The following is a 26,258-nucleotide window of genomic DNA, read 5'->3' as shown; positions in this document are numbered from 1 at the left end:
CAGGAGACGTTATGCAGGAATTAATTGCTCAGGTTGAAGAGTTAGGCATTGAAATTAATCACACCACTTCCCTGGTGATAATCTTTGGTATTATTTTTCTTACCGCCATCGTAGTACATTTTATTCTGCACAAAGGGGTGCTGCGGGCATTTGAAAAACGCGCCCAGGCCAGTAGCCATTTGTGGTTGCAGATAATCACACAAAATAAGTTATTTCACCGTCTGGCGTTTACCCTACAGGGGATTATCGTCAACGTTCAGGCGGTATTATGGTTACAAAAAGGCAGCGAAGCGGCTGAAATTCTGACCACCTGCGCAAAGCTGTGGGTGATGGTATACGCCCTGCTCTCGTTCTTCTCGCTGCTGGACGTGATGCTCAGGCTGTCGCAAAAAATGGCGACCGCCTCGCAGCTCCCGCTGAAAGGGATATTCCAGGGGATAAAACTGGTCAGCGCAATCCTGGTGGGGATTTTGATTATCTCCCTGCTGATTGGTCAGTCGCCCGCCATTCTGATCAGCGGCCTGGGGGCGATGGCGGCGGTCTTAATGCTGGTCTTTAAAGACCCGATCCTGGGCCTGGTGGCCGGTATTCAGCTGTCCGCCAACGACATGCTCCGGCTTGGCGACTGGCTGGAGATGCCAAAATACGGGGCTAACGGCACGGTAACGGATATCGGCCTGACCACGGTGAAAGTTCGCAACTTCGATAACACGATAACCACCATCCCAACCTGGGCGCTGGTGTCTGATGCCTTTATCAACTGGAGTGGGATGTCGGCTTCCGGCGGGCGGCGGATTAAACGCAGCCTGAATATCGACACCACCAGCATCCATTTCCTCAGTGAGCAGGAACAACAGCATCTGATTCAGGCAAAACTGCTCAAACCTTATATGGCCGCACGCCATGAAGAAATCAGTTTATGGAATGAGGAAAATGGCGAAGGCGAGTCAGTATTGAACCTGCGCAAAATGACCAATATCGGGACATTCCGCGCTTATCTGAATGAATATCTGCGTAACCACCCGCGCATTCGCAAAGATATGACCTTAATGGTGCGCCAGTTAGCCCCTGATGCCAACGGGCTGCCGGTCGAAATATATGCCTTTACCAATACGGTTATCTGGGCAGAATATGAAACTATTCAGGCTGATATTTTCGATCATATTTTCGCGGTAGTGGATGAGTTTGGACTGCGTATTCACCAGTCACCAACCGGGAACGATATTCGCTCGCTGGCGGGTGCACTGGCGAAATAACTCAGGAGCTGGCGCGGGATATAAAGCGCCAGTCCATCATCACCCTTTCTGTAGGCGCATCTGGGTTGTCGATTTTATTCAGCAGCAGATCGACCGCCTTGCGCCCGATATCCCGCGAAGGTTGTTCGATAGTGGTCAGGGAGATCATGTCTGCCAGCTCAGTGCCGTCAAACCCTACCACGGCGATATCCTGCGGTACGCGCAGCCCCGCCTGCTCAATCGCCCGCAGCGCGCCTGCCGCCAGCGTGTCCGATACGGCAAACACCGCATCCGGTGGGTTATCAGCCAGCAGCTTTTGCATCGCGGTCATCCCGGCGGCAGAGCTGAGATCGCGTGCGTATTCCACAACCTGATAATCCAGTTCGCGCAGATGCAGCACGCTTTTATAGCCGCGTTCGCGCAGGCGGGCATATTTGTAGCTTAAATCGTGGTTAATCAGGGCAATGCGTTTACGACCGCTGTCGGCAAGCTGACTCACCACATGTTGCGAGGCATCAACATCATTGATCCCCACGCAGGACACGGCTCCGGCATCTGCGTATTCGGCACACTGAACCCAGGGTGCCGCCCCAATCAGCGCTGAAAGTTCAGGAAGTTTGGTGAACGCATCCATGGTGATAATGCCGTCGACAATTTTGCCCGACAGCAGGCTTAAGCCTGAGCGGGAACGTTCGATATCAGAGCCGGAGTTGCACAGCAGAATGCGGTAGCCGTTTTTTTCTGCCTCTTCTTCGATACCTTTCACCACTTCCGCGCAAAACGGGTTGGCGATGTTGGACACCATCACCAGGATCATGTAGCTGCGGGCGGTGCGCAGCTGGCGCGCCAGCAGATTGGGCTGGTAGTTGCTCTCTTTGATGGCTGACAGAACGCGCTCGCGGTTTTTTGCCTTTACGGTGTCGCTGTTGTTGAGCACGCGCGACACGGTGGCCACGGACACGCCGGCAAGCTGAGCGATTTTCTGAATTGACATAACGACGACACATCCTGCGGTTAGCGTTTTATGCAGGCTATCATAAATTTGTTGCCCGGCGAACCGGGCAACACGTCATCGCTCAATACGCACCCATCGCTGTTGATGATGACTTTTTACTATCGCATCAATGATATACATCACGTTCGCCCCCTCATGGAAAGTGGCGAACAGCGGTTGTTCCGGCATCCTGCCCGTCTGAACCGCGCGGTAGAACTGCACCATCATATTTTTGAATGCGTCTGGCCAGCCTTCGATATGCCCCCCCGGGAAATGGGCGCTTTCCGCCACATCCGGGTTCATTAACCCCGGATCGTCGCTCAGCAACTGATTAGCCTGCGCGCGATGGCCAATCCACAAGCATTGCGGAACCTCCTGATCCCACGCCACAGAACGCTCACTGCCGTTGATCTCAAAGGTCAGGCGGTTTTTACGCCCGGCACTGACCTGCGAAACGTTAAAACTGCCCTTGCTGCCGTCATCAAAGCGGAACAGTACCGAGCCGAAGTCTTCGGTCGTGACCGGTTTATCCTCATACGCTGCCCGTTCGTCGTGCGTGAAGGTTTGATTTCCCACCACGCTGGCCTTGCGTGTTGGCCAGACTATCGAGAGATCGGCCATCACTTCGGTTATCCGCCGTCCGGTAACAAACTGCACGGTATCGCACCAGTGGGAGCCGATATCGGCAACCGCGCGCGATGCCCCACCGAGAGCGGCATCTACCCGCCAGTTGTAGTCGGTTTCCAGCAGCATCCAGTCCTGCAAATAGCTGCCGTGGGAAGCGAACAACCGCCCGATACGACCTTCGCGCATCATGCTTGCCGCCTGGCGTACCATCGCAAACTGGCGATAGACAAAACTGACGCCATGAACCACACCCGCCTGTTCTGCCAGCGCCACCAGCTCGCGCGCCTCTTGTGGGGTCATGCACAGGGGTTTCTCAGAAAAGACATGTTTGCCCGCGCGTATAATCTGGCGATTCACTTCCGCGTGCAGATGATTGGGTGTGCAGTTGTGTACCACGTGTAAATCCGGATGCGCCAGCAGCTCATCGATGCTGCCGTAGGCGTGGGGTACATTAAGCGCATGCGCTTTTTCCTGCGCCTGGGCAAGCGAACCATCGCACAGCGCCACCACCTGTACAAACCCCAGGCGGCGAAGCGCTTCAATATGGGCCGGGCCGATAAACCCGCTGCCGATAATGCCGACATTAATCATTGCTGCCTCCTGCGGCAAAATCATCAAATGCGCGCCCCGACACCGGAATAATGTGGCGGCGGATAAACTCGCTGCCCTCGCTGGCCCCGGTGTCGCCATCCTTCAGGCAACATTCCCACTCAAGTACCGCCCAGCCGTCGTAATCGTACTGCGTCAGCTTGCTGAAAATCCCTTTGAAATCAATCTGCCCGTCACCCAGCGAACGGAAGCGCCCGGCCCGATTGATCCACGACTGATAGCCGCCGTACACGCCGCTGCGCCCGTTCGCCCTGAACTCGGCATCCTTAACGTGGAATGCTTTGATCCGCGAATGGTAGAGATCAATAAAGGTCAGATAATCCATTTGTTGCAGCAGCATATGGCTTGGATCGTAGAGAATATTGCAGCGCGGATGGTTGTCCACCAGCGCCAGAAAACGCTCAAAGGTCACGCCATCGTGCAGATCTTCCCCCGGATGCAGCTCAAAGCAGACATTCACTCCATGTTGATCAAAGGTATCCAGAATCGGCCGCCAGCGATGTGCCAGCTCGCGGAACGCCTCCTGGAAACGCTGTTCATTATGCGGTGGCCACGGGTAGAAATACGGCCAGGCCAGCGAGCCGGAAAACGTTGCGTGTGCGTTCAACCCTAACCGGGACGACGCCACTGCCGCCTGTTTCAGCTTCTGTGTTGCCCAGGCCTGGCGGGCCGTATCGTTGCCGCGCACCGTTTCTGGCGCAAAATGATCAAACGCCTCGCGATACACCGCGTTTACCGCCACCAGTTGCCCTTCCAGATGGGTCGAGAGTTCGCTGATAACCAGCCCATGCTCGGCCAACTTTCCGGTTATCTCATCGCAATAGGTCTGGCTTTCAGCCGCCTTTTCCACATCAAAGATATGTGGATGATTGCAGGGTATTTGCAGTGCTTTATAACCCTTGCCAGCAGCCCAGCCCGCCAGCCCGTCCAGCGAGTTAAACGGCGGATGCCCGCCGATAAACTGCGACAGAAAAATGCCCGGTCCCTTAATGGTTCTCATACCCCCTCCTGAATGTTAAGCCTTGTCATCGTCATACCTGAACGTGAGAAGGAAAATGAGTGCAATCGCTGCGGCCGCGACCGCCGGGATCCACCAGAACGCCACCCACGCCTGTGGCAGGGTTTGCCCGGCCACCAGTCGGCTGTAGAGTGCGCCTGAAATTTGCGAGCCCAGCAGCATCCCGATACCGTAAGTGAACATCACAATCATGCTCTGCGCCTGACCTTTCACTTTCTCCCCCGCCACACGGTCGGTATAGATAAAACCGACCACGAAGAAGAAGTCGTAGCACACGCCGTGCAGCAAAATGCCCAGATAAAGCAGGAAGCGCCCTTCCTCACTCACGCCCAGGGCGAAGAAGGCGTAACGCACAAACCACGCCAACATGCCGACCAACAACATGTATTTCACGCCCAGACGGCGGAACAGCAGAGGGATGACCAGCATGAAGACGATTTCGGACATCTGCCCGAACGACATGGCGGTGCTGACATCCGCAATACCCGCATCGGCCAGATAAGACGCGGTATAGGCGTAGTACGTCCCGAGCGGCACAGAAATCAGCATTGCGCAGAGCGAGAAAATAAAGAAATGACGCGTTTTGAGCAGCGCAAAGGCGTCAGCACAGAAGAGATCGCGCAGCTGCACCGGCAGCCCTTTCGCCGGTGCCGGGGTGTGCGGCAGCGTCAGGCTATAGAGCGCCAGCAGCACCGAACAGGTGGCCGCGATATGGAAAATGGTAACGCTGGATGCCACGCCGGTAACGCCGATAAAGATCCCGGCAACAATCCAGCCAATCGTGCCAAACACGCGCACCACCGGGAAGGTTTTATCGACATTCGCCAGGCTGTGAAAGGCGATGTTGTTGGTGAGCGCAAGTGTGGGCATATAGCAGAGCGTGTAACCAAACAGCAGGCCAATCAGCAATGCGCCATTTTCCGCAATCAGGGCACCTGGCACGAACCACAGGATCGCCGCCCCTGCCAGATGCATTACCGCCATCACCTTCTGCGAGGCAAAGAAGCGGTCTACCAGCATCCCGAGCACAAACGGCGAGAGAATGGAGGCTATGGGCCCCGCGGAGAACGCATCGCCAATCAGCAATGACATGTTGTGCTGGGTCATCACCAGGCCGAGCGTAACCGACCAGCTACCCCAGATAAAAAACTGCATAAACATCATCAACGACAGACGTGGCACAAGAAGCCGGTGCTGCGCTATCGCCTTTTCACTACTTTCAGTTGTTGACACCATGATGAGCCTCACCCAGAAAAAGTAATCGATTACAAAACAGTTCAAATGAAAAGTAATCGATTACAAAATAAAGATCCTGCGGATCGAAACAGAAATGGGAGGGGGGTCACGATAAAGGTTGGGTTGAACGCAGAGTGGTGAGTTGTAGGCCCGGTAAGCATTCGTGCGGTCTGGTGCCCTCACCCCGGCCCTCTCCCACGGGGAGAGGGTGCAAACACAAAAAACGGCAACCAGGTTGCCGTTTTGCTTTTATCTCCGGGACAGCTTAAACGCCACGAACAGGAACAACACCCACACAGGCAGCAGCATCGCGGAAAGACGCATGTCGTCGATAGTGCACATCAGCACGAGGATCAGCCCCAGGAAGGCGATACAGATGTAGTTCCCCGCCGGGTAAAGCAGCGCCTTGAACTGGGTATCGCGCCCCTTGCGACGCATTGCCGCACGAAAACGCAGGTGCGCCAGGCAGATCATTATCCAGTTCAGCAGCAGCGTGGCGACCACCAGTGCCATCAGCAGGCCAAAGGCCTCTTTTGGCAGCAGATAGTTGATCAACACCACCAGAGACGTGATAGCGCCAGAAAGCAGCAGCGAATTCACCGGCACACCGCGATGGCTGACGCGGGTTAAGAATTTCGGCGCATTGCCCTGAACAGACAGGCCAAACAGCATTCGGCTGTTGGAGTACACGCCGCTGTTATAGACCGAAAGGGATGCCACCAGAATAACGAAGTTCAGCGCTGAAGCCACCACGTTGCTGTTCAGATCGTGGAAAATCATCACGAACGGACTACTGTCGGATTTGACTTCTACCCACGGGTAGAGCGCCAGCAGCACCACCAGAGAGCCGATGTAAAACAGCAGGATACGGTACACCACCTGGTTCACGGCTTTAGGAATGCTTTTGTGCGGGTCGCGCGCTTCAGCGGCGGTAATCCCAATCAGCTCCAGCCCGCCGAAGGAGAACATAATCACCGCCAGCGACAGGATAAGCCCCTTCCAGCCTGTTGCCAGGAACCCGCCGTGCTGCCACAGGTTATCGATGGTTGCGCGTTCGCCACCGTGACCCGAGAACAGCAGCCACAGGCCAAAACCAATCATACCGATAATCGCCAGCACCTTGATCAGTGCAAACCAGAACTCGGTTTCGCCGTACAGGCGCACGTTCACGAGGTTAACGGCGTTAATAATGATGAAGAAGGCCGCAGCCCAGATCCAGGTCGGCACGTCCGGCAGCCAGTACTGCATATAGATGCCTGCGGCGGTCAGCTCAGCCATGCCCACCAGTACGAACATCACCCAGTAGTTCCAGCCGGACAGGAAGCCTGCAAACGGGCCCCAGTATTTATAGGCAAAGTGCGCAAAGGAACCTGATACCGGCTCTTCGACGACCATCTCGCCAAGCTGGCGCATGATCAAAAAGGCGATAACCCCGGCGATACCGTAACCCAGCAGCACTGCCGGGCCCGCCATCTGGATCGCAGGGCCGATGCCGAGAAACAACCCGGTACCAATAGCGCCGCCGAGGGCAATTAACTGGATATGTCGATTTTGCAAACCACGTTGCAGCGTCGGAGTCTGTTCCGACGAGGCTTCGGCGCTCTCACTGCCCGAAGCGGATGACGCGTCTTTCACGTCCTACCCCTGTCTCTTTTTTAGAAGGGGCACGTTTTAACACTTCATGCTGGTGGTAGCAAGGGATTGGGGCATCCTTGCCCCTGATAACGAGGGTGGAACTCAGAACTCGTAGCCAACCGAGACCTTAAAGGTCCGGGGTTCGCCTTGAGTGATGTACGTACCGGAATCATCAACAGACGCCCAGTAGTTTTCGTTGGTGACGTTGTCGATGCCCGCACGAAGGGTCATCTGGTTTTGATTCTGGTTAACCGCAAAGCGGTAGCGCATCCCCAGATCCAGGGTGGTATAGCTGTCCAGCTTTTTGGTGTTGGCCAGATCAGCGTACTGTGTGCCAGAGTGGTTTACGCGCGCGGTTGCCGTTAGTCCGTCAATCGGTTTGATGTCGTACTCAGCGCCCAGTACCGCATAGAAATTCGGTACGCCGATGGCGTCATTGCCCTGATTCAGGCCGTTGTTGGTTTTGGTCAGCTCCGCCTGTAACCAGGTGGCACTGGCGTTGAGACGCATCCCCAACATTGGCTCGCCAAAGACATTCAGCTCAACCCCACGGTTACGTTGCTCGGCATCCAGACCATAGTGTTTGGTCACGCTGTCGAGAATGGCCGATGGCATTTTGATTTCAAACAGTGCCAGCGAGCCGCCCACGCGACCAAAGTCGGCTTTAACCCCCACTTCGTTCTGTTTTGAATGGACGATCCCGGTGCTCTGGCCGTAGTTGGTCGCCGAATCTGGCGCGGTTTTACCCGGCTGCAATGCCTCGGTGTGATTAGCGTAAAGCGAGATTTCATTCCACGGCTTATACACCACACCGTAGGTTGGCATCCAGCGGCTGCCGTCGAAGCCATCAGCGTCGTTTTCTGCCCCGGTGATTTTGTTATAACCGCGGATCACCACTTTCTGATGGCGCGCGCCCGCGGTGAACAGCAGTTTGTCGTCCAGCACGCCAAGCGTGTCGCTCAACAGCCAGCCCTGAGAGCGGGTGCGACCGCTGGTGAGCGGGTCACTGTAATCGCCGCCAGAGCCGTTGAAGTTGGTGCTGTCTGGCGCATTCACGCCGGTATTGTGGTAGATATTGGTGTACGGGTTATCCGCCGCCTTCGACATCTTCCACGCGATTTTTTCGTTTTTGGTCAACGCGGAATAGCCGACGTTTACCTTATGCGAGACGAAACCGGTATTGAAGTTGCCGCGAATGCCTGCCATGCCACTGACCGAATCGCTGATGCGGTTGGTGTCCAGACGGCTCACAATCGCCCGGCCACTTTTGTCGAGGATCTTCGGTGCGCTGTATAACCCTTCTTCGTGCGCATGTTGCGCGCCAAGGCCTGTGTATGCCGTCCAGTTATCAGTGATGTCGTATTCGCTGCGCCACATCCCGAATTCGTTTTCGATATTGCTGTAAGCCCATTTTTGCGAAATGTTACGGTCATTTTTCGGTGGCTCAGGAATGAAGTCTACTGCCGAAATGTTGACGCTGGTTGGGCTACCGTGGAAGGTCTTCTTCTGATACCCCACATCCAGCGAGGTGCGGAAATTATCGCCCTTGTAATCCAGGCCAGTAGAAAGCAAGGTGGTGCGACGACGATCGTTCGCCACGCCGGTTTCCCCTTCGCGATGGACCAGGTTCACCCGCGCGCCAAACTGATCGCTGTCACCGAAACGGCGGCCGGCATCCAGAGTGGTACCAAACTGCGAATCAGAGGTGTAATCCACGCCCACTTTCGCCTGTGGGGTTTCGCCTGCATGTTTTGGCTCAAGGTTGATCATCCCGCCCACGCCAGAGCTTGCCGCGCCGTTCATCAGGGAGTTTGCCCCTTTGAAGATCTCGATACGATCCACCATCTGCGCATCAACCACCTGCCGTGGCAATACGCCGGACAGGCCACCAAAGGTCATGTCATCGCCATCAAATTTCAGGCCACGAATACGGAAGCTTTCCGCACTGTTACCGTAGCCCTGCACGTACTGCACGCCCGCGTCGTTGGCGACCACATCGGCAATGGTTTTCGCCTGTTGATCTTCAACCAGCTTCGCGGTGTAGCTGACCAGGTTAAACGGCACGTCCATGGCGTTCTGCTGGCCGAGCATTCCCATGCGTCCGCCGTTTGCCACCTGCCCGTCAAGGAAGGCAGGCACCAGCTGATCGCCGCCCGGTTTGAAGGCGTCTGCCGTAGCAGACTGAACGACAATGGTGTCTTCATTTTTGTTGTCCGCCGCAAAGGCGGAGTGCGTAACCGCGCCAATGGCGAGTGCCAGCAGCGTTTTGTGCATTGTGGTGTTGGTCATAATTAACTCATTAAAAGTACGCGCAAAATTGGCCCGTGAACGGGCCTTAGAATTTAGTTAAGCGAAATACGAACGACGCTGTCCGGCCCGTTAGTTGAGTGGTCTTTGTTGAAAGCCTGTTTAACGGTGACGTACAGGGTCTGGCCATCTGCGGACAGCAGCAGGCTGTTCGGATTTGGCGGCAGATCCCATGATTGCTTCACGGCATAGGTGGTGGCGTCCAGGCTCAGCAGTTTTCCGCTTTCGCGCTGGGTGATGTACAGCTCATTGCGTCTGGCGTTGAACTTCACCGCCAGCGAGTCGCCAACATCCAGCTGTTTGATTACCTCACCGGTACGGATATTGAGCACCAGCGTGGTTTTGGCTTTGGAATTATCTGTAACGAACAGGCGGCCGGTGGCCTTGTCTTCGGCCAGATTCAGCAGCAGCGCTGGCTTGCTACCCAGCGGCTTCCAGCGTGTTTCGATTTTGTTGGTGTGCGGATTGATGACGAGGATCTCGCCGCCGCCGTTGGCTGCATACAGGCGGTCTGTCTGTTCAGACCACAACAACCCGGTAACCCACTGGCCGGCATTTTTGATGGTTTTTTTCAGCTTCAGGGTTTCGGCGTCTATCACCCAAATCACCCCCGGATCGCCCACGCCACCGACGTACAGCGAGCCGTCGTGCAGCAGAATTTCACGTGCGCCAAACGGGAAGCCCTCTTTGTTGCGCTCGGTGAACATCAGGCGTTTTTTGACTTTTCCGTCAGCGGTGCTGATCGCGCTGATACCGCCGTCCAGCGAGTTCGTGACGTAGACCGTTTGCCCGTCGGGCGAGATAGCCATCGCGAAGTTTTTCAGATCCGTATGGCTGCGGCCAATGGTTTTCAGCGTGGCGGGATCAAGCTTATAGACCACGCCGCCCTGCACATCCTTAAAGCCCTCAGAACTGGCAACAAACAGCGCATCGCCTTTCTGATTGAGCACCATTTCGTACAGACCATCGGCCAGTTCACGTTTGAGCACGCCGGTTTTCTCAGGGGCCGTTACGGTCTTCTGGACAGCAGGTGCTGGCGTGGCCGCCTGTTGGGCTGCGCAACCAGAAAGAGAGACAGCAACAAGCAATGCCAGCGCAGACATTTTTTGGGTCATCAGGAACATCCTTTACCGTTCAAAGATAGTCAGGCGGGGATCTGCGTCGCATGTGGCTGCGATTATGATTGTGTTGGCAGGCTGTTAGGCCAGAGCAGGATCCACCGTTGTACTCAGTGTTCCGTGTGAGATCTGCTCACTGTTGATGCGGGGAGTGTCCGTCAGCGCCCGCAAACACTAAAGAGAATGAGAACTATACTCATTATCTTTTTATGATCAAGTGTAAATATGCGTAACGCCTTAAATTCATAACATTAGCGACAAAAAGGATATCTCACTCAAGGAGAAAGGACAGAACGCCACCCCGTCATTCCGGGGTGGCGTTCACTGTGTTACTTTTTCTTGTAAATATTGGCCGTGCCATGAATTTTGTTATTCGTATTGCCTGACGTCAGCACCAGAACATCAGCACCTTTCTTATCTGCTTTCTCAATCAGCTCTTTTTTCGCATCATCAACGGATACTTCATTCGAAGTGGAGACAGTACCGATTTTTTTATAATGAGACTCGACTTTTTTAAACTCAGCGCGAGTCATCAGTTCAGCGGCAAAGACATTCGTCGTAAACAAAAACGCCGTTCCCATCAAAATAGCAATTGTTTTTTTCATAACCTTTTTCCTTGAGATTAATAAACAACCACGTAAAACCGCACGTCTTTTGTGAGGTTTTATCAGCATGGTAGAGAAACTCAGGAAATGCCACACGCCTGGAAAAATCTTTTATTACAATCCGTTGCCGGAAAATACTAACGAGTATTAAGAATATATTTCAGAGCTGCAAACTCAAAAAACACGGGCCTTACCGGCAATATCGATACGTACAGATGTTCCCGGGTTCCACCCCGGCTGGCTCACCGTTTTCAGGATCAGCGGCGCTTGCTGCCCGGCAAGTGCCAGAGTGAGCGTTGATAAATGTCCGGTGAAATCGACGTCAACAATGGAGATTTGGCTTTCATGTGGCGCGCACGCCGTAACGCGAAGTTGTTCCGGGCGCAACATCATACGCCCCTGCCCCGTTGCCTTATCATCATCAGTCAGCACTTCGCCCAGAGCACATAGCGCACGTCCATCCTTGAGTTGCGCAGGGAGTACCAGCGCATCGCCCAGGAACAGCGCGGTTTCTTCGTCCACCGGTTGGGTGTAAACCTCAAAAGGCGTCCCCACCTGAGTGAAACGCCCTGCACGCATCACGGCTACCTGGGTCGCAAATGACAAGGCTTCGTTCTGATCGTGGGTCACAAGAATAGATGCCACGCCCGCGTCAGCGAGCAAATCCGCTGTTGCTTTACGGGTCATGGCACGAAGCCCGGTATCAAGCGCAGAGAAAGGCTCATCCAGCAGCATCAGCGACGGACGCTGCGCCAGAGCACGCGCAAGTGCAACGCGTTGCTGCTGGCCACCGGAAATCTCATGAGGCCAGTGCGTTGCCAGCTGCCTGTCCAGCGACACCATCTCCATCAGCGCCTCAACACGCTGGCGTTTTTCCTGCCGGGTGCCTTCCAGCCCCCAGGCAATATTATCCGCCACATTGAGGTGCGGGAACAGCGCCCCTTCCTGCGGAACAAAGCCGATCCCACGCTGATGCGCCGGAACAAAATTCGCCTCATCAAACAGCGTTTTCCCCTGCATCACTATGCGCCCGGCATCCGGCGTTTCAAAACCGGCAAGAATACGCAGCAGCGTTGTCTTTCCTGAACCCGATGGCCCGACAATCGCCGTTCTGCTTCCTGGCGCAACGGTCAGGTTCAGGTTATCGAGCACCAGCGCATCGGCAAATGATTTAGAAATCGACGTAAGTTCAAGCATGTCAAAGCCCTGCGATTTTTTTAGACTGCATGTAAAGGATACCGGTCAGCGGCAGTGAGATAAGGATCATCAGCATGGCGTAAGGTGCCGCGGCAACGTAGTCAATCTCACTGGTCAACGCCCAGAAGCCGGTTGAAAGCGTGCGCGTCCCCAGCGGCGAGAGCAACAGCGTCGCAGTGAGTTCGTTACTTACGCCGAGGAAAACCAGCGCCGCACCTGCCGCAGCACCCGGTGCCGCAAGCCGCATGGTGACGCTCCAGAGCGCTTTCGCCGGAGAGGAGCCCAGGCTGCGGGCAACGTTTTCCAGCTCCACCGGGGCCTGCGCGATCCCGGCCCGCAGGTTGATCAGCGCGCGGGGCATAAACATCAGCAGATAGGCGAGGAACAGCGTGACTTCTGTCTGATAAATCGGCCGCGCGTAATGGATAGTTACCGTCACCAGCGCCAGCGCCGTTACAATCCCCGGCAATGAACTGGTGATGTAAATGCACCCTTCCAGCATCCTGAACACGCGATGCGGATAGCGAATACCGAGCCAGGCAATGGGAATAACGCAGACGGTGGTCAGCAGCGCGCCACCCACACCGAGTATCAGCGTCTGGCGAAGCGAGAGCCAGAGATCGGCGCTCATCCAGTTTTGCACGCCACCGAGCCAGATCCAGCGACACAGCACCACCAGCGGGACACCCAGGGCCAGAATAACCAGCACGATAAACAGCGCTTGCCCCATCAGAGCCGTTGCCGGTTTTAACGGCCAGCGTTTTTGCTCGCGCGCCGCGCCGGAGCCGATACGGGCGTAGCGGGCTTTACCGCGCGTTGCGCCTTCAAGCAGCAGAATAGCCAGGCAGCACAAAGCCAGTACGCCCGCCAGCATATTGGCCGCCGGGCCGCTAAACGTCGACTGGAACTGGTCGTAAATCGCGGTCGTAAAGGTGTCGAAGCGGATCATGACGTACAGGCCATATTCCGCCAGTAAATGCAGCGCAACCAGCAGCGCCCCGCCACAAATCGCCAGTTTTAGCTGCGGCAACACCACGCGGAAAAACACCCGCCACGGCGGAGTGCCGAGCGAAGAGGCAACATCCTCAAGCGTTGGGTCAAGGCGGCGCAGGACGGCTGCAACAGGCATGTAGATAAACGGATAGTAGGCCAGGACGGAGAGAAACACGCCCGCAGAGAGCCCGTGCATAGAAGGCACGACACTCACCCAGGCATAGCTTTGGACAAATGCCGGGATCGCCAACGGCGCAACGGCAAGCGCTGACCAGACACGACGGCCCGCAAGCGTAGTGCGCTCGGTCAGCCAGGCGATGGAAACACCCAGAACAATGCACAGCGGCACCGCTAACGCAGTCAGCCACAGCGTGTTGCTGAGCAGCTCAGCAACACGCGGGCGAAACACAAGAGCCTTAATGGTTTCCCAGCCGGTCTCAAAGCCAATGGCAATGATAAAACCTAAAGGCAGAAGCGCCATTAATGAAAACAGTACCGCTAACGCAACCATCGGCAACGCCGGCCGCTTACGGGCCGGCTGGCGAGATGGCCTTTTACCGAGGTCGAGACTCAAACCAGACATAAGGCTTTCACTTAACTCTTAGGATCACAGCAGGCCCGCTTGTGTCATCAGCTCAATGACTTTCTTACTGTTGAGTGTAGAAGGCTCAACTTTAGGTGCATCAAGATCTTTCAGCGGAACCAGTTTCGGGTTAGACGCGGCGTTAACGCCCACGGCATATTCGAACGCATTGTTGGTGCGCAGCTGCTCCTGACCTTCTTTACCAGTGATCCACTTAATGAACGCCTGAGCCTGCTCTTTATGCTTGCTGGACGCCAGAACACCACCACCAGAGAGGCTCACGAACGCGCCCGGATCCTGGTGTTTGAAGTAGTAGAGTTGAGTATTTTTGCTGTTTTCACCGGTTTTGGACTGATCAACAAAACGGTAGTAATGATAAATCACGCCGCCATCAATCTGACCGGCATTGACCGCTTTCATCACGGTGCTGTTGCCTTTGTAGGCAACAAAGTTGGCTTTCATCGCTTTCAGCCAGTCCAGGGTAGCCTGCTCGCCTTTCAGCGCCAGCATCGCACTGACAATCGCCTGGAAATCAGCACCAGACGGGGAAGCAGCCCAGCGGCCTTTCCACTCAGGTTTTGCCAGATCCATCAGCGATTTAGGCAGCTGCTGTTCGCTCAGTTTAGCCGGGTTATAGACGAAGACGGTGCTACGTGCAGCAATACCAATCCAGCGACCGTGCGCAGGACGAAATTCCGCAGGGACCTGTTTTAATGTGGCCGCATCTAATGGCGCAAACAGTTTTGCATTATCAACCAGTACCATTGATGGGGAGTTTTCTGTCAGGAAGACATCCGCAGGTGACGCACTTCCTTCCTGAACCAGCTGGTTACCCAGCTCGCTGTCATCGCCATTACGCAGTGTGACTTTAATCCCTGTTTCTTTAGTAAAACCATCAACCCACGACTTCACCAGATTTTCATGCTGGGCGTTATATACAACGATACCTTCGTTGTTTTCTGCCGCAACCGACTGAGTTGAAAGGAAAATCGATGAAGACAATAATGCAAGCGAGAAGCATGACAATACGCGAGAATTCATGAACATATCCTTAATTGACCAAAGTAAATAACAACGAATGGCTTTGAGGATACGGATTAAAGCATATAAAAACGCTAATGATAATTACTATCAGTCATGTTTTTTCGTAAAAGTCTAAAATATTAATTTGACCGAATTTAAAATGATAAAAACCCAATAAAAAAACACGACCATATTAAAGATTAGGAAAACCTTAAGATGCAAAAATATATTATTTAATTAGCATTCTATTTATTTCTGGCAAATGAATTTACACCTTTCCGGGGTGAAATATACAGCATTATTCAAAAATGACGCGCAGGAACGAAAGAAGGTTTTATGCTGGCGAAACGGAGGTTTTGATAAACAGATGACCTGAATGGCACGCCCTGTAGGATTCGAACCTACGACCTACGGCTTAGAAGGCCGTTGCTCTATCCAACTGAGCTAAGGGCGCACGGAGAAGCGTAAACTTCGCGGTGGTGAAACGCGTGGAATTATACGGTCAATGGCAGGTGAGTCAATGCCTTTTGGCATGATTGTCGGTCTTCTCTGCCAATATGCGCTACACGATTGTAAATACGTCTGTTTTTTCAACATTTGTCCCCCTTCCGTCCTCGTTCTTCTCGCTGCGAAAAGGCTTAGCTGCATTTAAGTAACGCCTGCTGTTTTCCTGTATCGGTCTCCGTCAATCTATGACGATGACTGGCAGACAACAGGACGACGGAGTAGCAGTGCAATCCTCCCGCTTTCAACACATCTCTAGCGATATTACCGGTATCAAACTTGAACCGATCGTTGCCCTCTCAACTTCACGTACCGTGGGTGCTGAAGTGCTCAGCGTGTTGTCACCCAACCTGCAAAACGAGCGTTTTTTCCACAACCAGTCAGCGGTTCAGTCATTTATGTTACTTGAAGCCCAACTCTGCACGTTAAAAAACGCCCTGATGTGCAAAAACCTTTTTATCAATCTGCCGATAACCGTATTAACTATGGGCAAAACATTTCATCAGTTAATGCAGCTTAAAAGCTCGCAACTCAATATTGAGATTGTCGAGCCCGCATCTTTTTTCAGTCTTTCGGCCGGGCTACGTGAATGTGTAACCCAACGCTTGCAGCAATTAAGTATGCAAGGTCACCGCATCTGGCTGGATGACGTTGATGAAACCGTTATTAAACCGTTTTTATCCTGTCGGTTACCTTTATACGGCATCAAAATTGATAAGGTCGCGTTCTGGCGATTACGCGCCACACCTGCGCTTTCCAGGCTGGTCACTCTCTGTTCGCAACTTGCCGGGCATGTGCTGATCGAAGGTATCGAGAACGACCAGGATCGTGCATATGCGTTACAGGCAGGAGCAGGATTAGGCCAGGGCTATCACTGGCCATGCTGGTATTGGTCGGAGGACTAGCCAGTCATCGCCAGGAGGGAAGCTATGCGAATGACAGTACGCCGCTACAGACGGCGTCGGACAGGAAGTGATTCACCGGGATTTACACACTCGCCCTATCCTCCCCCCTTTTTTGACCGTCTAGAGTTTTTGAGCCAGTCGATTAATCAGACTCGCAAGACGCACGCGCCTTTTATTATTCTGGTCACCCAAGATAACTTCCTTCGTACAGGTATTATGAACGGGCTCTCCCCGCTCAGTAACTGCTGTGATTGCGAAACGCTGGAAGAGGCGTTCAGCACGCTCGGCCACTGGCCGTCGGCCAGGCTGCTTGTGGATATCGAAAGCCGTGCCATTACGCTTATCGACATGCTGGACAGGCTAAGAAGGCAGAGCCTTTACTCCCCTTTTCTGATACCTCATTTACTGATCAGGGCGGATGATTACGACACCCGGCTTTTTTGCCGTGCCTCCGGGCCGTTTCACGTTCTGGAGCGCCAGCTCACCGCGAAGGCCATGCAACAATCCCTGCTGCACACCACTGCGCTGGTGAGTATGAAAAAAGAGTGGTTCTCCCGCAACGAATGGCCCGTGCTTCAGTATTTGTCCCAGGGTCTGTCATTGCGGGAAATAGCCAACCGACAAAACCGTCCTTACAGCCGGATCATTTATCGCCTGAACTGCATCCTGAAAAAACTCGGATTAAATCAGCGCCAGGAACTCCTGCACCTGCTCAATAACCTGTCCGACTTCACGTTTTAACTTACTCACTAACCCATTAATTCCCAAAGGACTTTAGGAAATTACTTAAGATAATTGTCAATTAAATGTGATTTATTAACATAATTTGCGAAATTACAACTATTCCTAATTTATCCACTTTAACAACGCGAAACACCACAAAAACCTGAACAGGCAGTTCATTCCACCATGCGTTAAAATAATAATGATTCCGTTAATGAGATGATAATGATGTAAAAACAAGCAGATTAGTCATAACGGCATCAACACGACATGCGAATGTCCAGCATATCCTGCTGTTCAGTCACAAGATTTTCTTTAAGAGCGTTAGCGCTTGCCGTTGGCGGCACCACGGCCTGTGTCAGCGATCGCTTCGCTAACACCAGGAAAAATGACTCAGGGTTTCGGGTTTATATTTTTAACAACCGATCAACATATAGAGAGATATGTCATTTTTTGTTATTACATGAAGATGATGAATTGCCGTATAAGAAATAACAGGTGATTTCAGCTAAATTTAAATTAATAGCTATTAGCTTCCAGAAGATAATATAGCGAAACACGGAAAATATAATTTACAGGCTTTTCGGAGAAAGCTTAAGCGGTATAATAAGACGTGTTTCAAACATGAATAAGAAAACACTTTTGCCACCACCAGCCAATTTAACAATCCGCGCTGAGGCAATGATTTTATCGCTACGTTAACAAGGATGCTTTCGCTCTTCCAGGGAATTACCACCGTATAAGGATCTGCATAATTATCCTTCCGGCTTTCCGAGAGTTTTAGCAAAACTCGGCACAACGCTTTTAACAATCTGAGGCATAAAAAATGAAACCGGCATCCGTTATCATTATGGACGAACACCCTATTGTCAGAATGTCGATAGAAGTCCTGCTACAGAAAAATAAAAATATCGTGGTTAAGCTCAAGTCTGGTGACAGCCATGAAGTTCTTGATTGTATACGCAACCATGCGATTGATCTGGTGATCCTGGACATCGAACTCCCCGGGACTGACGGATTTGCATTACTCAAAAGAATCAAAAACTTAAATAAGGACATCAAAGTTCTTTTCCTGTCTTCAAAATCAGAGGCGTTTTACGCCGGACGCGCCATTCGTGCCGGAGCAAACGGCTTTGTCAGTAAGCGAAAAGACTTAGGTGAGATCTATAATGCGGTTGAAATGTTACTGACGGGATATTCATTTTTTCCATCCGAAACACTAAATTTTATAAATCACCTGGGAACACACAAAGGAATGGTTATAGACATGCCGTTATCAAACCGAGAAGTGACGGTACTGCGGTATCTGGCCAATGGGTTATCGAATAAAGAAATCGCCGAGCAGTTGTTGCTTAGCAACAAAACAATAAGCGCTCACAAATCCAATATTTATTCTAAGCTGGGTGTGCAAAGCATTGTTGAATTAATTGATTACGCGAAAGCCCACGAATTGCTTTAACCTGAATTCACTCCCCGCAACTTATACGAGTTGCAGGGAGTGCGGTCAGTTTCAATTATAATTAATCATAAAGGTTGCATCGGCATCTGCCCTGCCCGGCTGCGGGTTATCAGCCGTGGCAATATAATTGGCATAAAACGACAGCTCTGCGTTTCCCTGGGTGTCTACCGCCACCGTCTGACTGGCCTGCTGCAACGCCAGGCGTGTTTTATCGCGATCGCGAATTTCCACCGCAACATTGCTGGCCTGGCTTGAATCATTCAGAGCCAGTAAACCGCTATCGCTCCCGTCCTCTTTTCCTGAAAAGGTTATCGATGCCGCGCCGGGCGGGCATCCGGTCAGCTTCAGCGTAAACGGCACCGGCTGCGTCCTGCTGCCTGTGGTGCTGAGTTGTTTTGTCGGCCATGTACCCAGCGTCACGATTTTGTCGCTATCGCTGCCTTCCGCGACACAGGTGAAATCCACAATATTACCGTACAGCTCAATGTTGATTTCCCCCAGTGCCGTGGTGGCATGGGCGTTCGCGTGAACCAGCGCTACCAGCAGCAGTGCTTTACTTAAGCGTCGCATTGCTCCTCCTTTATTCATAATCCACGCGCAGATACCCGCGAGAGGTAAAACGCCCTTCGGCGGGTTTATTGCCCGTTATACTGACCGGCCAGGCCCGGATCCCCACCTGCGCCTGCGCGCTGTCATCCAGACGGAACGGAATTTTGCTGGTCAGGTTGTTGGGCGTCAGTGGGGTGCCGCTTTCTGTTGCGATCACAAACCCCAAGTCGGGGTTATCGGAAACCAGCGCATTGCCAGAGGTTTGCTCAGCTTCAATACGCATGGACAGGTAAGCATTGGCTTCCACATTGGTGCATTTGATGGCAATCGTTTTTGTCTGTGGCGAAACCTTGTCCGGGCGATTTCCGGCTCCGGCCTGGCTAAACAGCGATGCACCGATTTCACCAAAATCAAATTCCACGACTTTTCCGGCATTAATTTCACAGCTTTGCGGCACCTGGATCGTCCCGCTGTAGCTGATGGTGTAAACCGGCGTGCTGAGCGGGTCGGACGACGTGGTGGTGACGTAGACCCTGAACATGGTCTGCTGCGGGATCACCACCATATTGATAAACCGGCGCGTCACCCGAAGGCGAAACACCAGCTTCGAATCCGTCACCGGAAAGGCTTTGTTGTTCGGCACGTTGGGGTGCTGGCCCATCTGGATATAGTTCGCTGGTGGATAAAACGTCCCGGCATAATCATCGTGGATCTGCATCGCGCCATCCAGATAGTCATTCAGCTTCACATACTTGTAGCTGTCTATCTCGGTGGTGATGGGCAGGTCCGTGACGTAGCTTCGCATGGTCGATTTGCCGGAAGTGCCCTTCGGGCAGATAGCGTTCACCCCGACCAACCCGGATTTTTGCGCCAGGGTGACAATCTGCCCGGGCTTGTTGTTAGAGCTGTCAAAGACGTTTGAGAGATCGTAAGAGATATCCTTCGCGACGCCGTCGGCATTCTGACACACGGTTGCCCACGCAGGCAGCGCGCCGCACAGCAGTACCGCACCCAATAGCGTGTGGGGAAATTTCATCATTGAGTTCCTGTTATCGATCACAGCTCGCCCCCGCCATGGTAATGGCCTGGTTCTGGCTATCTGCGGGTAAGCGGTAGTGCGCGCGACACCGGGACTGCATCCCGTCGCCCCACTGGATCAACAGCTCCCCTTCCAGCGGTAATCCGCTGAGGTAAATCTGTCCGTCATCGCCCACCATGCTGGTGACGCCGCTTTCGGTTTCACGCACTATGGCGCCGAACGGCACGGGTTGATCGCCACGTCTGACGGTCAGTAACGCGCGCACGCCGATCCGGGCATCAAAGCTGGCACGCACCAGCGCGCCTCTTGTCGGCACCACGCTGCTCACGTTATTTTCGATATCGGTGTTGTTGCTCATGGTGTTGGTATCCAGCGCCACACGGTTGTAACGGTAGACCGTGGCATACGGCATCACCGCGTAGCCGCGCCAGTCGGTTTTCACTCCGGTCTGGTTTTCCACGCTCACTCCGGATGCTCCTGGGGCTTTGATCAGAACGTTGGTATCCCCCAGCGGCTGGCTGAAGGTCACGCCATTTTCGTGGCCCACGATGCCGCCAGAAAGCTGCCAGTTGAGATCATGTTGATCGCGCGCGTAGTTGTAGCCCACTCCCAGCGTGCCGTAGGTCGCCTGCCAGTTGGCGCTGGCACTTCCGCTAGCGCCGTTATTGCTGGTATGCCCCTGGGTCACGCTGTAGTTCAGGTTACGGTCTTCAAGTAATGTGCCGCTGATCCCGGTTTGCCAGCTGCTGTCACCGTCGTTATTCCGGCTGGCAGAAGCCGTGGCATAAGCCCGGTCAATGGCCTGATCACGTCGATAGCCGTGGCGCGTGAACAGGCTGAAAGGAACAGAGACGTTAAACGAGGCGATCCGGTCTGTGCCGTCGATCCCCACGGCTTTATTCCACGACCAGGAGACGGAATAGCTGATGCCCTGAATGCCGCCAGCGTAGCCAAGCTGATACCAGACGTTTGATTCGCTGGTTCCCCAGTAGCTTTGCTGGCTGCCAGAGACATACAGCGATCCGTAATCCCCCAGCGACTGGGAGATATTGAGCTGGAAGCGCCCTTTTTTATTCCACGTCAGATTGTGATAGCTCTGCACGTCCGGCACACCGTCGTTATCCTGGCTGTCGCCGTATTGATAACCTTCCATCGAGCGCCAGGCCACATCATCCAGGGTGTAAAACCCTTTCGTGGAGTAGCGGTAACCGAGCAACTGAAAGTTGGTGCCAAATCCGTTCAGGGATTTGGCATAGAGGAAGCGCAGCGACTGTCCTTTGTGGCGGCTGTCATCGGCAAGCTGGCTGCGGGCATGAGTCAGATCGAGCGATATTGCCCCCCAGTCACCGAGGTTTTTCCCGGCACCGATGGCCAGCGCCGTGTAACGTGATGCCAGCTGCGTACCGCCGTAAAGCGTGTAGCCATCGGCAAGACCGGCAATTAACGTTCCCTGAGTGAAGAACGGCGTATCCTGTTCGCTGTTCCCGCTACGGTAGTCACCCGCCACCAGGTCATACTTCCAGCGACCTTCACGCTGAAGCTGCGGCACGGTGGAATACGGCACCGTGTAGCGCTGCTGGCTACCGTCTTTTTCTTCTACCGTGACCTCAAGGTCACCGCTGGATGAAGTGGGGTTCAGATCGTTTATTGCAAAAGCGCCGGGCTGGACATAGCTCTGGTAAATCACGTACCCGTTCTGGCGAATGACCACTTTGGCAGGCGTCCGGGCGATACCGCGCACGGTGGGTGCGTAGCCCTGAAGGCTGTCCGGATACATACTGTCAGAAGAGTAAAGCCGCCCGCCGCGAAAACCGATGCTATCAAACACGTCGTTACCGGTATTGCTGTCACCCAGCACCAGCTCGCTTTTAAGGGGAATAATGCTGCGCTGGGCCCAGGTGCCAATATTTTCCCAGTTGCTGTGCCGCTCGCCGTTGTTTTGCGAATAACGCCATGCGCCGTTGTTGCGCAGACGCCAGGCGCCGTAGTTCAGCCCGCTTTGCAGGTTCAGATAATAGCTGTCGTCGTCGCTGCCCCGGTTGCCGGTAAAACTGTAGTTGAGCAACGCGGCGGGGATCCCGTCATCCCACTGTTCAGGGGGAATGTAGCCCCGAGCGCTATTTTGCATCGCCACCTGCGGCAGGCTGATGTTCAGGCGCAGCGACGCAAAGTTGAATGCCGTTTCGCTGCCAGGAATGGCCGTGGTCAGCGGAACACAGGTCTCGCCCTGTACGTTTGCCAGTTCCGGAAACGCCGCGATATTAACGCCAAATCGATCAAGCATCGCGCGCGTAATGCATGGTGAGAGCCCGCCCGCGACAGGTGGGGTGTTTTCGGCTTGTTCAAAGCGCACGTCCTGCGTGCCGATAAATTCATCGTTGCGCCAGATATCCACGCGATAGACGCCCGGAGCCTGCTGATGCCCTTGCTCAAAACGCGACAAATCCGCCACGCTTGCGGTGTCGTCGGATAAAAAGGCCGGGTTGAAGTAGCTTTCGCTCCAGCCGGTTTGCGGCCAGAGCGTTGCCATCAATGCCAGTGCAACCGGGCAGTAACGCCATTGAGTGTTCATCGCCCTGACTCTGCTCACAGATTGACGCTACGTGCCGGTGTAATGGCACCGTAGTCATTGACGCTCTGCCAGGAGAGCGTGCCGCTCGCGGCGGTTGGTAACACCTGCTGCGCTGAGTTTTTAGGCGCGACCATCAGGTTATCCAGCGTCTGACCGCCAAGCTTAAGATTGACCAGCGTGACGTAATAGGGCGAGGCATTGCTCACCTTCAGGTGGTTTCCGACGCGCTCAAAGCGCAATTGGGAGAGCGCCTCTTCCGGCGGCATCGACAGGTTAACCGGGCGCACAAACAGCTTGATTCGCGACAGAATGGCCAGTTGCAGCACGTTATTGTTCTCTGTTTTCGCCTTGCTGACCGATGGGATCGCTTTCACATTCATGTAAAACAGCGATTCGCGATCGGTGGGTAATGCCGGTCCTGCATAAATAATACGCAGCGTATTTTCACTGTCCGGCTCGCTCACGAACAGGGGCGGTGTAACGGCAAAGGTTTTTTCCTTTTGCCCGTTCGCATTTTCGATCCACGCGTTAATTAAATAGCGTTCTTGTTTGTTGCTGTTGGTGATCGCCAGCGAGGTCTGTTTCGCATTCGCCGGATAAATAACGCGCGTCGCGCCCAACGCAATACCGCCGGACGCATTTGCGCATGTAGAAACCATCATCAAAATAAAAGATAAAATCAGTCCAGGTTTAATTAGGGTGTTCATCACAACCGTACCTTTAATAATGTGTTCGCAGGCGTTAGGGATAAATCAACGTAAACCAGACGTCTGACTGAATATTGCCTGGCACGAGGTGTTCGGAAATTGCCCGGTAGCGGGCACTGAAATGAAACGCCAGCTCACTGGTATTAATGGGCAACCAACTGACCGCCGCGGCGTTTGGGATTATCTGACGCTGTTGTTCGTCGAAAAGTGCCAGTCCAACCCCGCTGCTGACAGGGGTTTCCCCTGGCCGCGATGTCGCCAGGAAGACCTGCGGATCCTCTTCAGGCGTGGCGCCCTGAAACTGGATCCCCACGGTACGGGAGACATCAACGCTGCAGTCAAGCAGCCGTACGGTGAAAGGCACGTTTACCGTGGAAAAACTGCCAACGCCCGAAAAGGCGTTGGTGCGGTACTGCCCCATATCCACGCGCATATTCTGGCTGTCAGGCGCCACGGCGCAGCCGCCGTTGACCAGTTCCCCTCTCAGGTGAACTTTACCGCCGTCGATCACCACGGTATGAGCATTTACCGTTGAGGCAATCGCAAGGGCAAAAAGCAGTATCCCAGTCCTTGTCATCCTTCGTTCCCGGCGTTAGCGATTAAGAGACCTCCTCCCTGAGGTCGACCACATCCCTGTATTCAGGCATTACTCGTATTTCATGACGAAGGTTGCGTCCGCGTTCGCCTGACCAGGCGTGGTGGTCGCAGCGGTCGCTTTATAACGCGCGGTGAAGTTCAGGGTGTTGGTCCCTTCGATCAGCGTCTGCGCAGCAGAGAAAGTGGCTCCGTCTGGGGTCAGCGTGCTGGATTTGCTGTCGAGGATCTCGATACCTACACCTTGCGCGGTGTTGTCGTTGTTACCGGAGGTTACGGCCAGCAGGGTTTTATCGGTTGCGTCGATCTGACCGGTAAAGGCGACTGCAGCCGTTTTCGCAACCAGCGGATCGCAATCGTTCAGTTCAATAGTGAATGGAATATTAGAGGTGGTATCACCGACTTTGGTGAATTTCGCGGTACGGTACTGACCAAGATTAACGGTCTGTTCTGAAGAATCCGTATTAACTGAGCACGCGGCATTCACTAATTCACCTTTAAAATGCACGGTACCGCCATTCACGGAAACCGGCGTTGGATCTTCAGCGTGAGCGGCACCCGCGACCAGGGCCAGAGTTGCAATAATGGTCGAAGCAATGTTGCTGAGTTTCATGTCTATTCCTTTAAAATATAAATAACCCTTCCCGCGGATAATCGGGAATAAGAAATACGTTCAATTGATAAATTGAAAGCTTATTTCGGAGGAGACAAAGTAGCTCAGGAAAGTATTTTAAAATATGTCAAAACGCTGCGATTTAACCAGGCCACATCCTAATCCGCCCTAAGAAATTGACCATGCGATTACCATGGGTTTTGAGGCCAGTGAAGGAAATCTCGCAAAGGGTGACTGACAGCGGCGCTCGCTTCTGACAAAATATAGGCAATCCCCCTTTCAAACGTTACAGACGGAATCTTCTCTCTGATGGCAGCAAAGATTATTGACGGTAAAACGATTGCGCAGCAGGTGCGCTCTGAGGTTGCGGAAAAAGTGAAGGCGCGTAAAGCGGCCGGACTTCGCGCCCCTGGGCTGGCTGTTGTGCTGGTTGGTAGCAATCCGGCATCGCAGATTTATGTCGGCAGCAAACGCAAAGCGTGTGAAGAAGTGGGCTTTGTTTCCCGCTCTTACGATCTGCCAGAAACCACCAGCGAAGCAGAACTGCTTGAGCTGATTGACACCCTGAACGCCGATAAAGAAATTGACGGTATTCTGGTCCAGCTGCCGCTGCCTGCGGGCATCGACAACGTGAAAGTGCTTGAGCGTATCGCGCCAGACAAAGACGTCGACGGTTTCCATCCGTATAACGTCGGCCGCCTGTGCCAGCGTGCGCCGCGTCTGCGTCCGTGTACGCCTCGCGGTATCGTTACGCTGCTTGAGCGTTACAACATCGACACCTACGGCCTGAATGCCGTGGTGATTGGCGCATCCAACATCGTTGGCCGTCCGATGAGCATGGAACTGCTGCTGGCGGGTTGCACCACCACGGTCACCCACCGCTTCACCAAAAACCTGCGTCACCACGTTGAGAACGCTGACTTGCTGATCGTGGCAGTCGGTAAGCCGGGCTTTATTCCTGGCGAGTGGATCAAAGAAGGTGCGATTGTCGTGGACGTGGGCATTAACCGTCTGGAAAGCGGCAAAGTGGTGGGCGATGTGGTTTATGAAGATGCCGCTGCACGCGCGTCTTACATTACTCCGGTGCCTGGCGGCGTCGGCCCGATGACCGTTGCCACACTGATTCAGAATACATTGCAGGCGTGCGTTGAGTATCACGACGTAAAGGAAGCGTAAGATGGCCACATTTTCATTAGGTAAACACCCGCACGTTGAGCTGTGCGATCTGCTGAAGCTGGAAGGCTGGAGCGAAAGCGGCGCACAGGCCAAAATCGCCATTGCCGACGGGCTGGTAAAAGTCGACGGCGCGGTGGAAACCCGCAAGCGCTGCAAGATTGTCGCGGGTCAAACCGTGAGTTTTGAAGGTCAGAGCGTTACCGTTACGGCCTGAGCTGCTTGATGCCCTCACCCACA

Annotated in this window: 23 protein-coding genes and 1 tRNA gene; 6 read left to right on the top strand and 18 right to left on the bottom strand. The window is 53.8% G+C overall.

Annotated elements, in window-relative coordinates; all coding sequences use genetic code 11:
- Positions 1-11: 11 nt before the first annotated feature.
- Positions 12-1,256, top strand: a complete 1,245-nt coding sequence (locus M987_RS11170) for a mechanosensitive ion channel family protein (protein WP_014069220.1) — start codon at positions 12-14, stop codon at positions 1,254-1,256.
- 1 nt (position 1,257) lies between these two features.
- On the opposite strand, the gene M987_RS11165 is transcribed toward M987_RS11170, so the two are convergent.
- The 12 genes from M987_RS11165 to M987_RS11110 form a co-directional block, all read right to left on the bottom strand.
- Positions 1,258-2,229: a LacI family DNA-binding transcriptional regulator gene (locus tag M987_RS11165; RefSeq protein ID WP_014069219.1), complete on the bottom strand. Its 972-nt coding sequence runs from the start codon at positions 2,227-2,229 to the stop codon at positions 1,258-1,260.
- A gap of 75 nt (positions 2,230-2,304) precedes the next feature.
- On the bottom strand, positions 2,305-3,447 hold the full coding sequence (locus M987_RS11160; protein ID WP_014069218.1) for a Gfo/Idh/MocA family protein: 1,143 nt from the start codon (positions 3,445-3,447) through the stop codon (positions 2,305-2,307).
- The gene (locus tag M987_RS11155; protein ID WP_014069217.1) at positions 3,440-4,465 is read right to left on the bottom strand and encodes a sugar phosphate isomerase/epimerase family protein; all 1,026 of its coding nucleotides are present in this window, start codon (positions 4,463-4,465) and stop codon (positions 3,440-3,442) included. The genes M987_RS11160 and M987_RS11155 overlap by 8 nt, the downstream gene beginning before the upstream one ends.
- A 15-nt stretch (positions 4,466-4,480) precedes the next feature.
- Positions 4,481-5,719 carry an MFS transporter gene (locus M987_RS11150; protein ID WP_014069216.1) on the bottom strand — a complete coding sequence of 413 codons (1,239 nt, stop codon included), beginning with the start codon at positions 5,717-5,719 and terminating at the stop codon, positions 4,481-4,483.
- 249 nt (positions 5,720-5,968) lie between these two features.
- The gene (pheP, locus tag M987_RS11145) at positions 5,969-7,354 is read right to left on the bottom strand and encodes a phenylalanine transporter (RefSeq protein WP_014069215.1); all 1,386 of its coding nucleotides are present in this window, start codon (positions 7,352-7,354) and stop codon (positions 5,969-5,971) included.
- A gap of 102 nt (positions 7,355-7,456) precedes the next feature.
- Entirely contained in the window at positions 7,457-9,643 is a 2,187-nt protein-coding gene (locus tag M987_RS11140; RefSeq protein ID WP_014069214.1) for a TonB-dependent receptor, read from the bottom strand.
- A gap of 53 nt (positions 9,644-9,696) precedes the next feature.
- Entirely contained in the window at positions 9,697-10,776 is a 1,080-nt protein-coding gene (locus M987_RS11135; RefSeq protein ID WP_014069213.1) for a YncE family protein, read from the bottom strand.
- Between the two features lie 332 nt (positions 10,777-11,108).
- Positions 11,109-11,384 carry a DUF1471 family periplasmic protein YahO gene (yahO, locus tag M987_RS11130; protein WP_014069212.1) on the bottom strand — a complete coding sequence of 92 codons (276 nt, stop codon included), beginning with the start codon at positions 11,382-11,384 and terminating at the stop codon, positions 11,109-11,111.
- A gap of 174 nt (positions 11,385-11,558) precedes the next feature.
- Positions 11,559-12,581 (bottom strand): ABC transporter ATP-binding protein, encoded by a 1,023-nt coding sequence (locus tag M987_RS11125; RefSeq protein WP_014069211.1) that lies wholly within the window; start codon positions 12,579-12,581, stop codon positions 11,559-11,561.
- 1 nt (position 12,582) lies between these two features.
- Positions 12,583-14,157, bottom strand: a complete 1,575-nt coding sequence (locus tag M987_RS11120) for an ABC transporter permease (protein WP_014069210.1) — start codon at positions 14,155-14,157, stop codon at positions 12,583-12,585.
- 24 nt (positions 14,158-14,181) lie between these two features.
- Positions 14,182-15,198 (bottom strand): iron ABC transporter substrate-binding protein, encoded by a 1,017-nt coding sequence (locus M987_RS11115; RefSeq protein ID WP_014069209.1) that lies wholly within the window; start codon positions 15,196-15,198, stop codon positions 14,182-14,184.
- 359 nt (positions 15,199-15,557) lie between these two features.
- Positions 15,558-15,634 (bottom strand) — tRNA-Arg (locus M987_RS11110).
- Positions 15,635-15,878: 244 nt separating this feature from the next.
- On the opposite strand from M987_RS11110, the gene M987_RS11105 reads away from it, so the two are divergent.
- The 3 genes from M987_RS11105 (at position 15,879) to fimZ (ending at position 18,771) form a co-directional block, all read left to right on the top strand.
- Positions 15,879-16,589, top strand: a complete 711-nt coding sequence (locus tag M987_RS11105) for an EAL domain-containing protein (protein WP_049796670.1) — start codon at positions 15,879-15,881, stop codon at positions 16,587-16,589.
- Between the two features lie 24 nt (positions 16,590-16,613).
- Positions 16,614-17,330, top strand: coding sequence for a helix-turn-helix transcriptional regulator (locus M987_RS11100; protein ID WP_014069207.1), 717 nt, complete (start codon positions 16,614-16,616; stop codon positions 17,328-17,330).
- 808 nt (positions 17,331-18,138) lie between these two features.
- Positions 18,139-18,771 (top strand): fimbria biosynthesis transcriptional regulator FimZ, encoded by a 633-nt coding sequence (gene fimZ, locus M987_RS11095; RefSeq protein WP_014069206.1) that lies wholly within the window; start codon positions 18,139-18,141, stop codon positions 18,769-18,771.
- A 51-nt stretch (positions 18,772-18,822) separates the two neighbouring features.
- On the opposite strand, the gene sfmF is transcribed toward fimZ, so the two are convergent.
- From sfmF to fimA, 6 genes are all read right to left on the bottom strand, one after another.
- Positions 18,823-19,341, bottom strand: a complete 519-nt coding sequence (sfmF, locus tag M987_RS11090) for a fimbria assembly protein (RefSeq protein WP_014069205.1) — start codon at positions 19,339-19,341, stop codon at positions 18,823-18,825.
- 10 nt (positions 19,342-19,351) lie between these two features.
- Positions 19,352-20,359, bottom strand: a complete 1,008-nt coding sequence (gene fimH / locus M987_RS11085) for a type 1 fimbria D-mannose specific adhesin FimH (RefSeq protein ID WP_014069204.1) — start codon at positions 20,357-20,359, stop codon at positions 19,352-19,354.
- Positions 20,360-20,369: 10 nt separating this feature from the next.
- Positions 20,370-22,931 carry a fimbrial biogenesis usher protein gene (locus M987_RS11080; RefSeq protein WP_014069203.1) on the bottom strand — a complete coding sequence of 854 codons (2,562 nt, stop codon included), beginning with the start codon at positions 22,929-22,931 and terminating at the stop codon, positions 20,370-20,372.
- A 14-nt stretch (positions 22,932-22,945) separates the two neighbouring features.
- Complete coding sequence (gene fimC / locus M987_RS11075) at positions 22,946-23,638, bottom strand: type 1 fimbria chaperone FimC (RefSeq protein ID WP_014069202.1); 693 nt, start codon at positions 23,636-23,638, stop codon at positions 22,946-22,948.
- Positions 23,639-23,672: 34 nt separating this feature from the next.
- A complete protein-coding gene (gene fimI / locus M987_RS11070) occupies positions 23,673-24,215 on the bottom strand; it encodes a type 1 fimbrial protein subunit FimI (protein ID WP_014069201.1) in 543 nt (180 codons plus the stop codon).
- A gap of 69 nt (positions 24,216-24,284) precedes the next feature.
- A complete protein-coding gene (fimA, locus tag M987_RS11065; RefSeq protein ID WP_014069200.1) occupies positions 24,285-24,845 on the bottom strand; it encodes a type 1 fimbrial major subunit FimA in 561 nt (186 codons plus the stop codon).
- 309 nt (positions 24,846-25,154) lie between these two features.
- Between fimA and folD the strand changes: the two genes are divergently transcribed.
- Positions 25,155-26,021 (top strand): bifunctional methylenetetrahydrofolate dehydrogenase/methenyltetrahydrofolate cyclohydrolase FolD, encoded by an 867-nt coding sequence (folD, locus tag M987_RS11060; protein WP_014069199.1) that lies wholly within the window; start codon positions 25,155-25,157, stop codon positions 26,019-26,021.
- 1 nt (position 26,022) lies between these two features.
- A complete protein-coding gene (gene ybcJ, locus M987_RS11055) occupies positions 26,023-26,235 on the top strand; it encodes a ribosome-associated protein YbcJ (RefSeq protein ID WP_004143016.1) in 213 nt (70 codons plus the stop codon).
- Positions 26,236-26,258 lie beyond the last annotated feature (23 nt).

Source organism: Enterobacter soli ATCC BAA-2102, from assembly GCF_001654845.1.
In the GTDB taxonomy this organism is placed as follows: Bacteria; Pseudomonadota; Gammaproteobacteria; order Enterobacterales; family Enterobacteriaceae; genus Enterobacter; species Enterobacter soli.
Note: the sequence above shows the minus strand (reverse complement) of the source record. Positions and strands in the feature narration are given on the sequence as shown.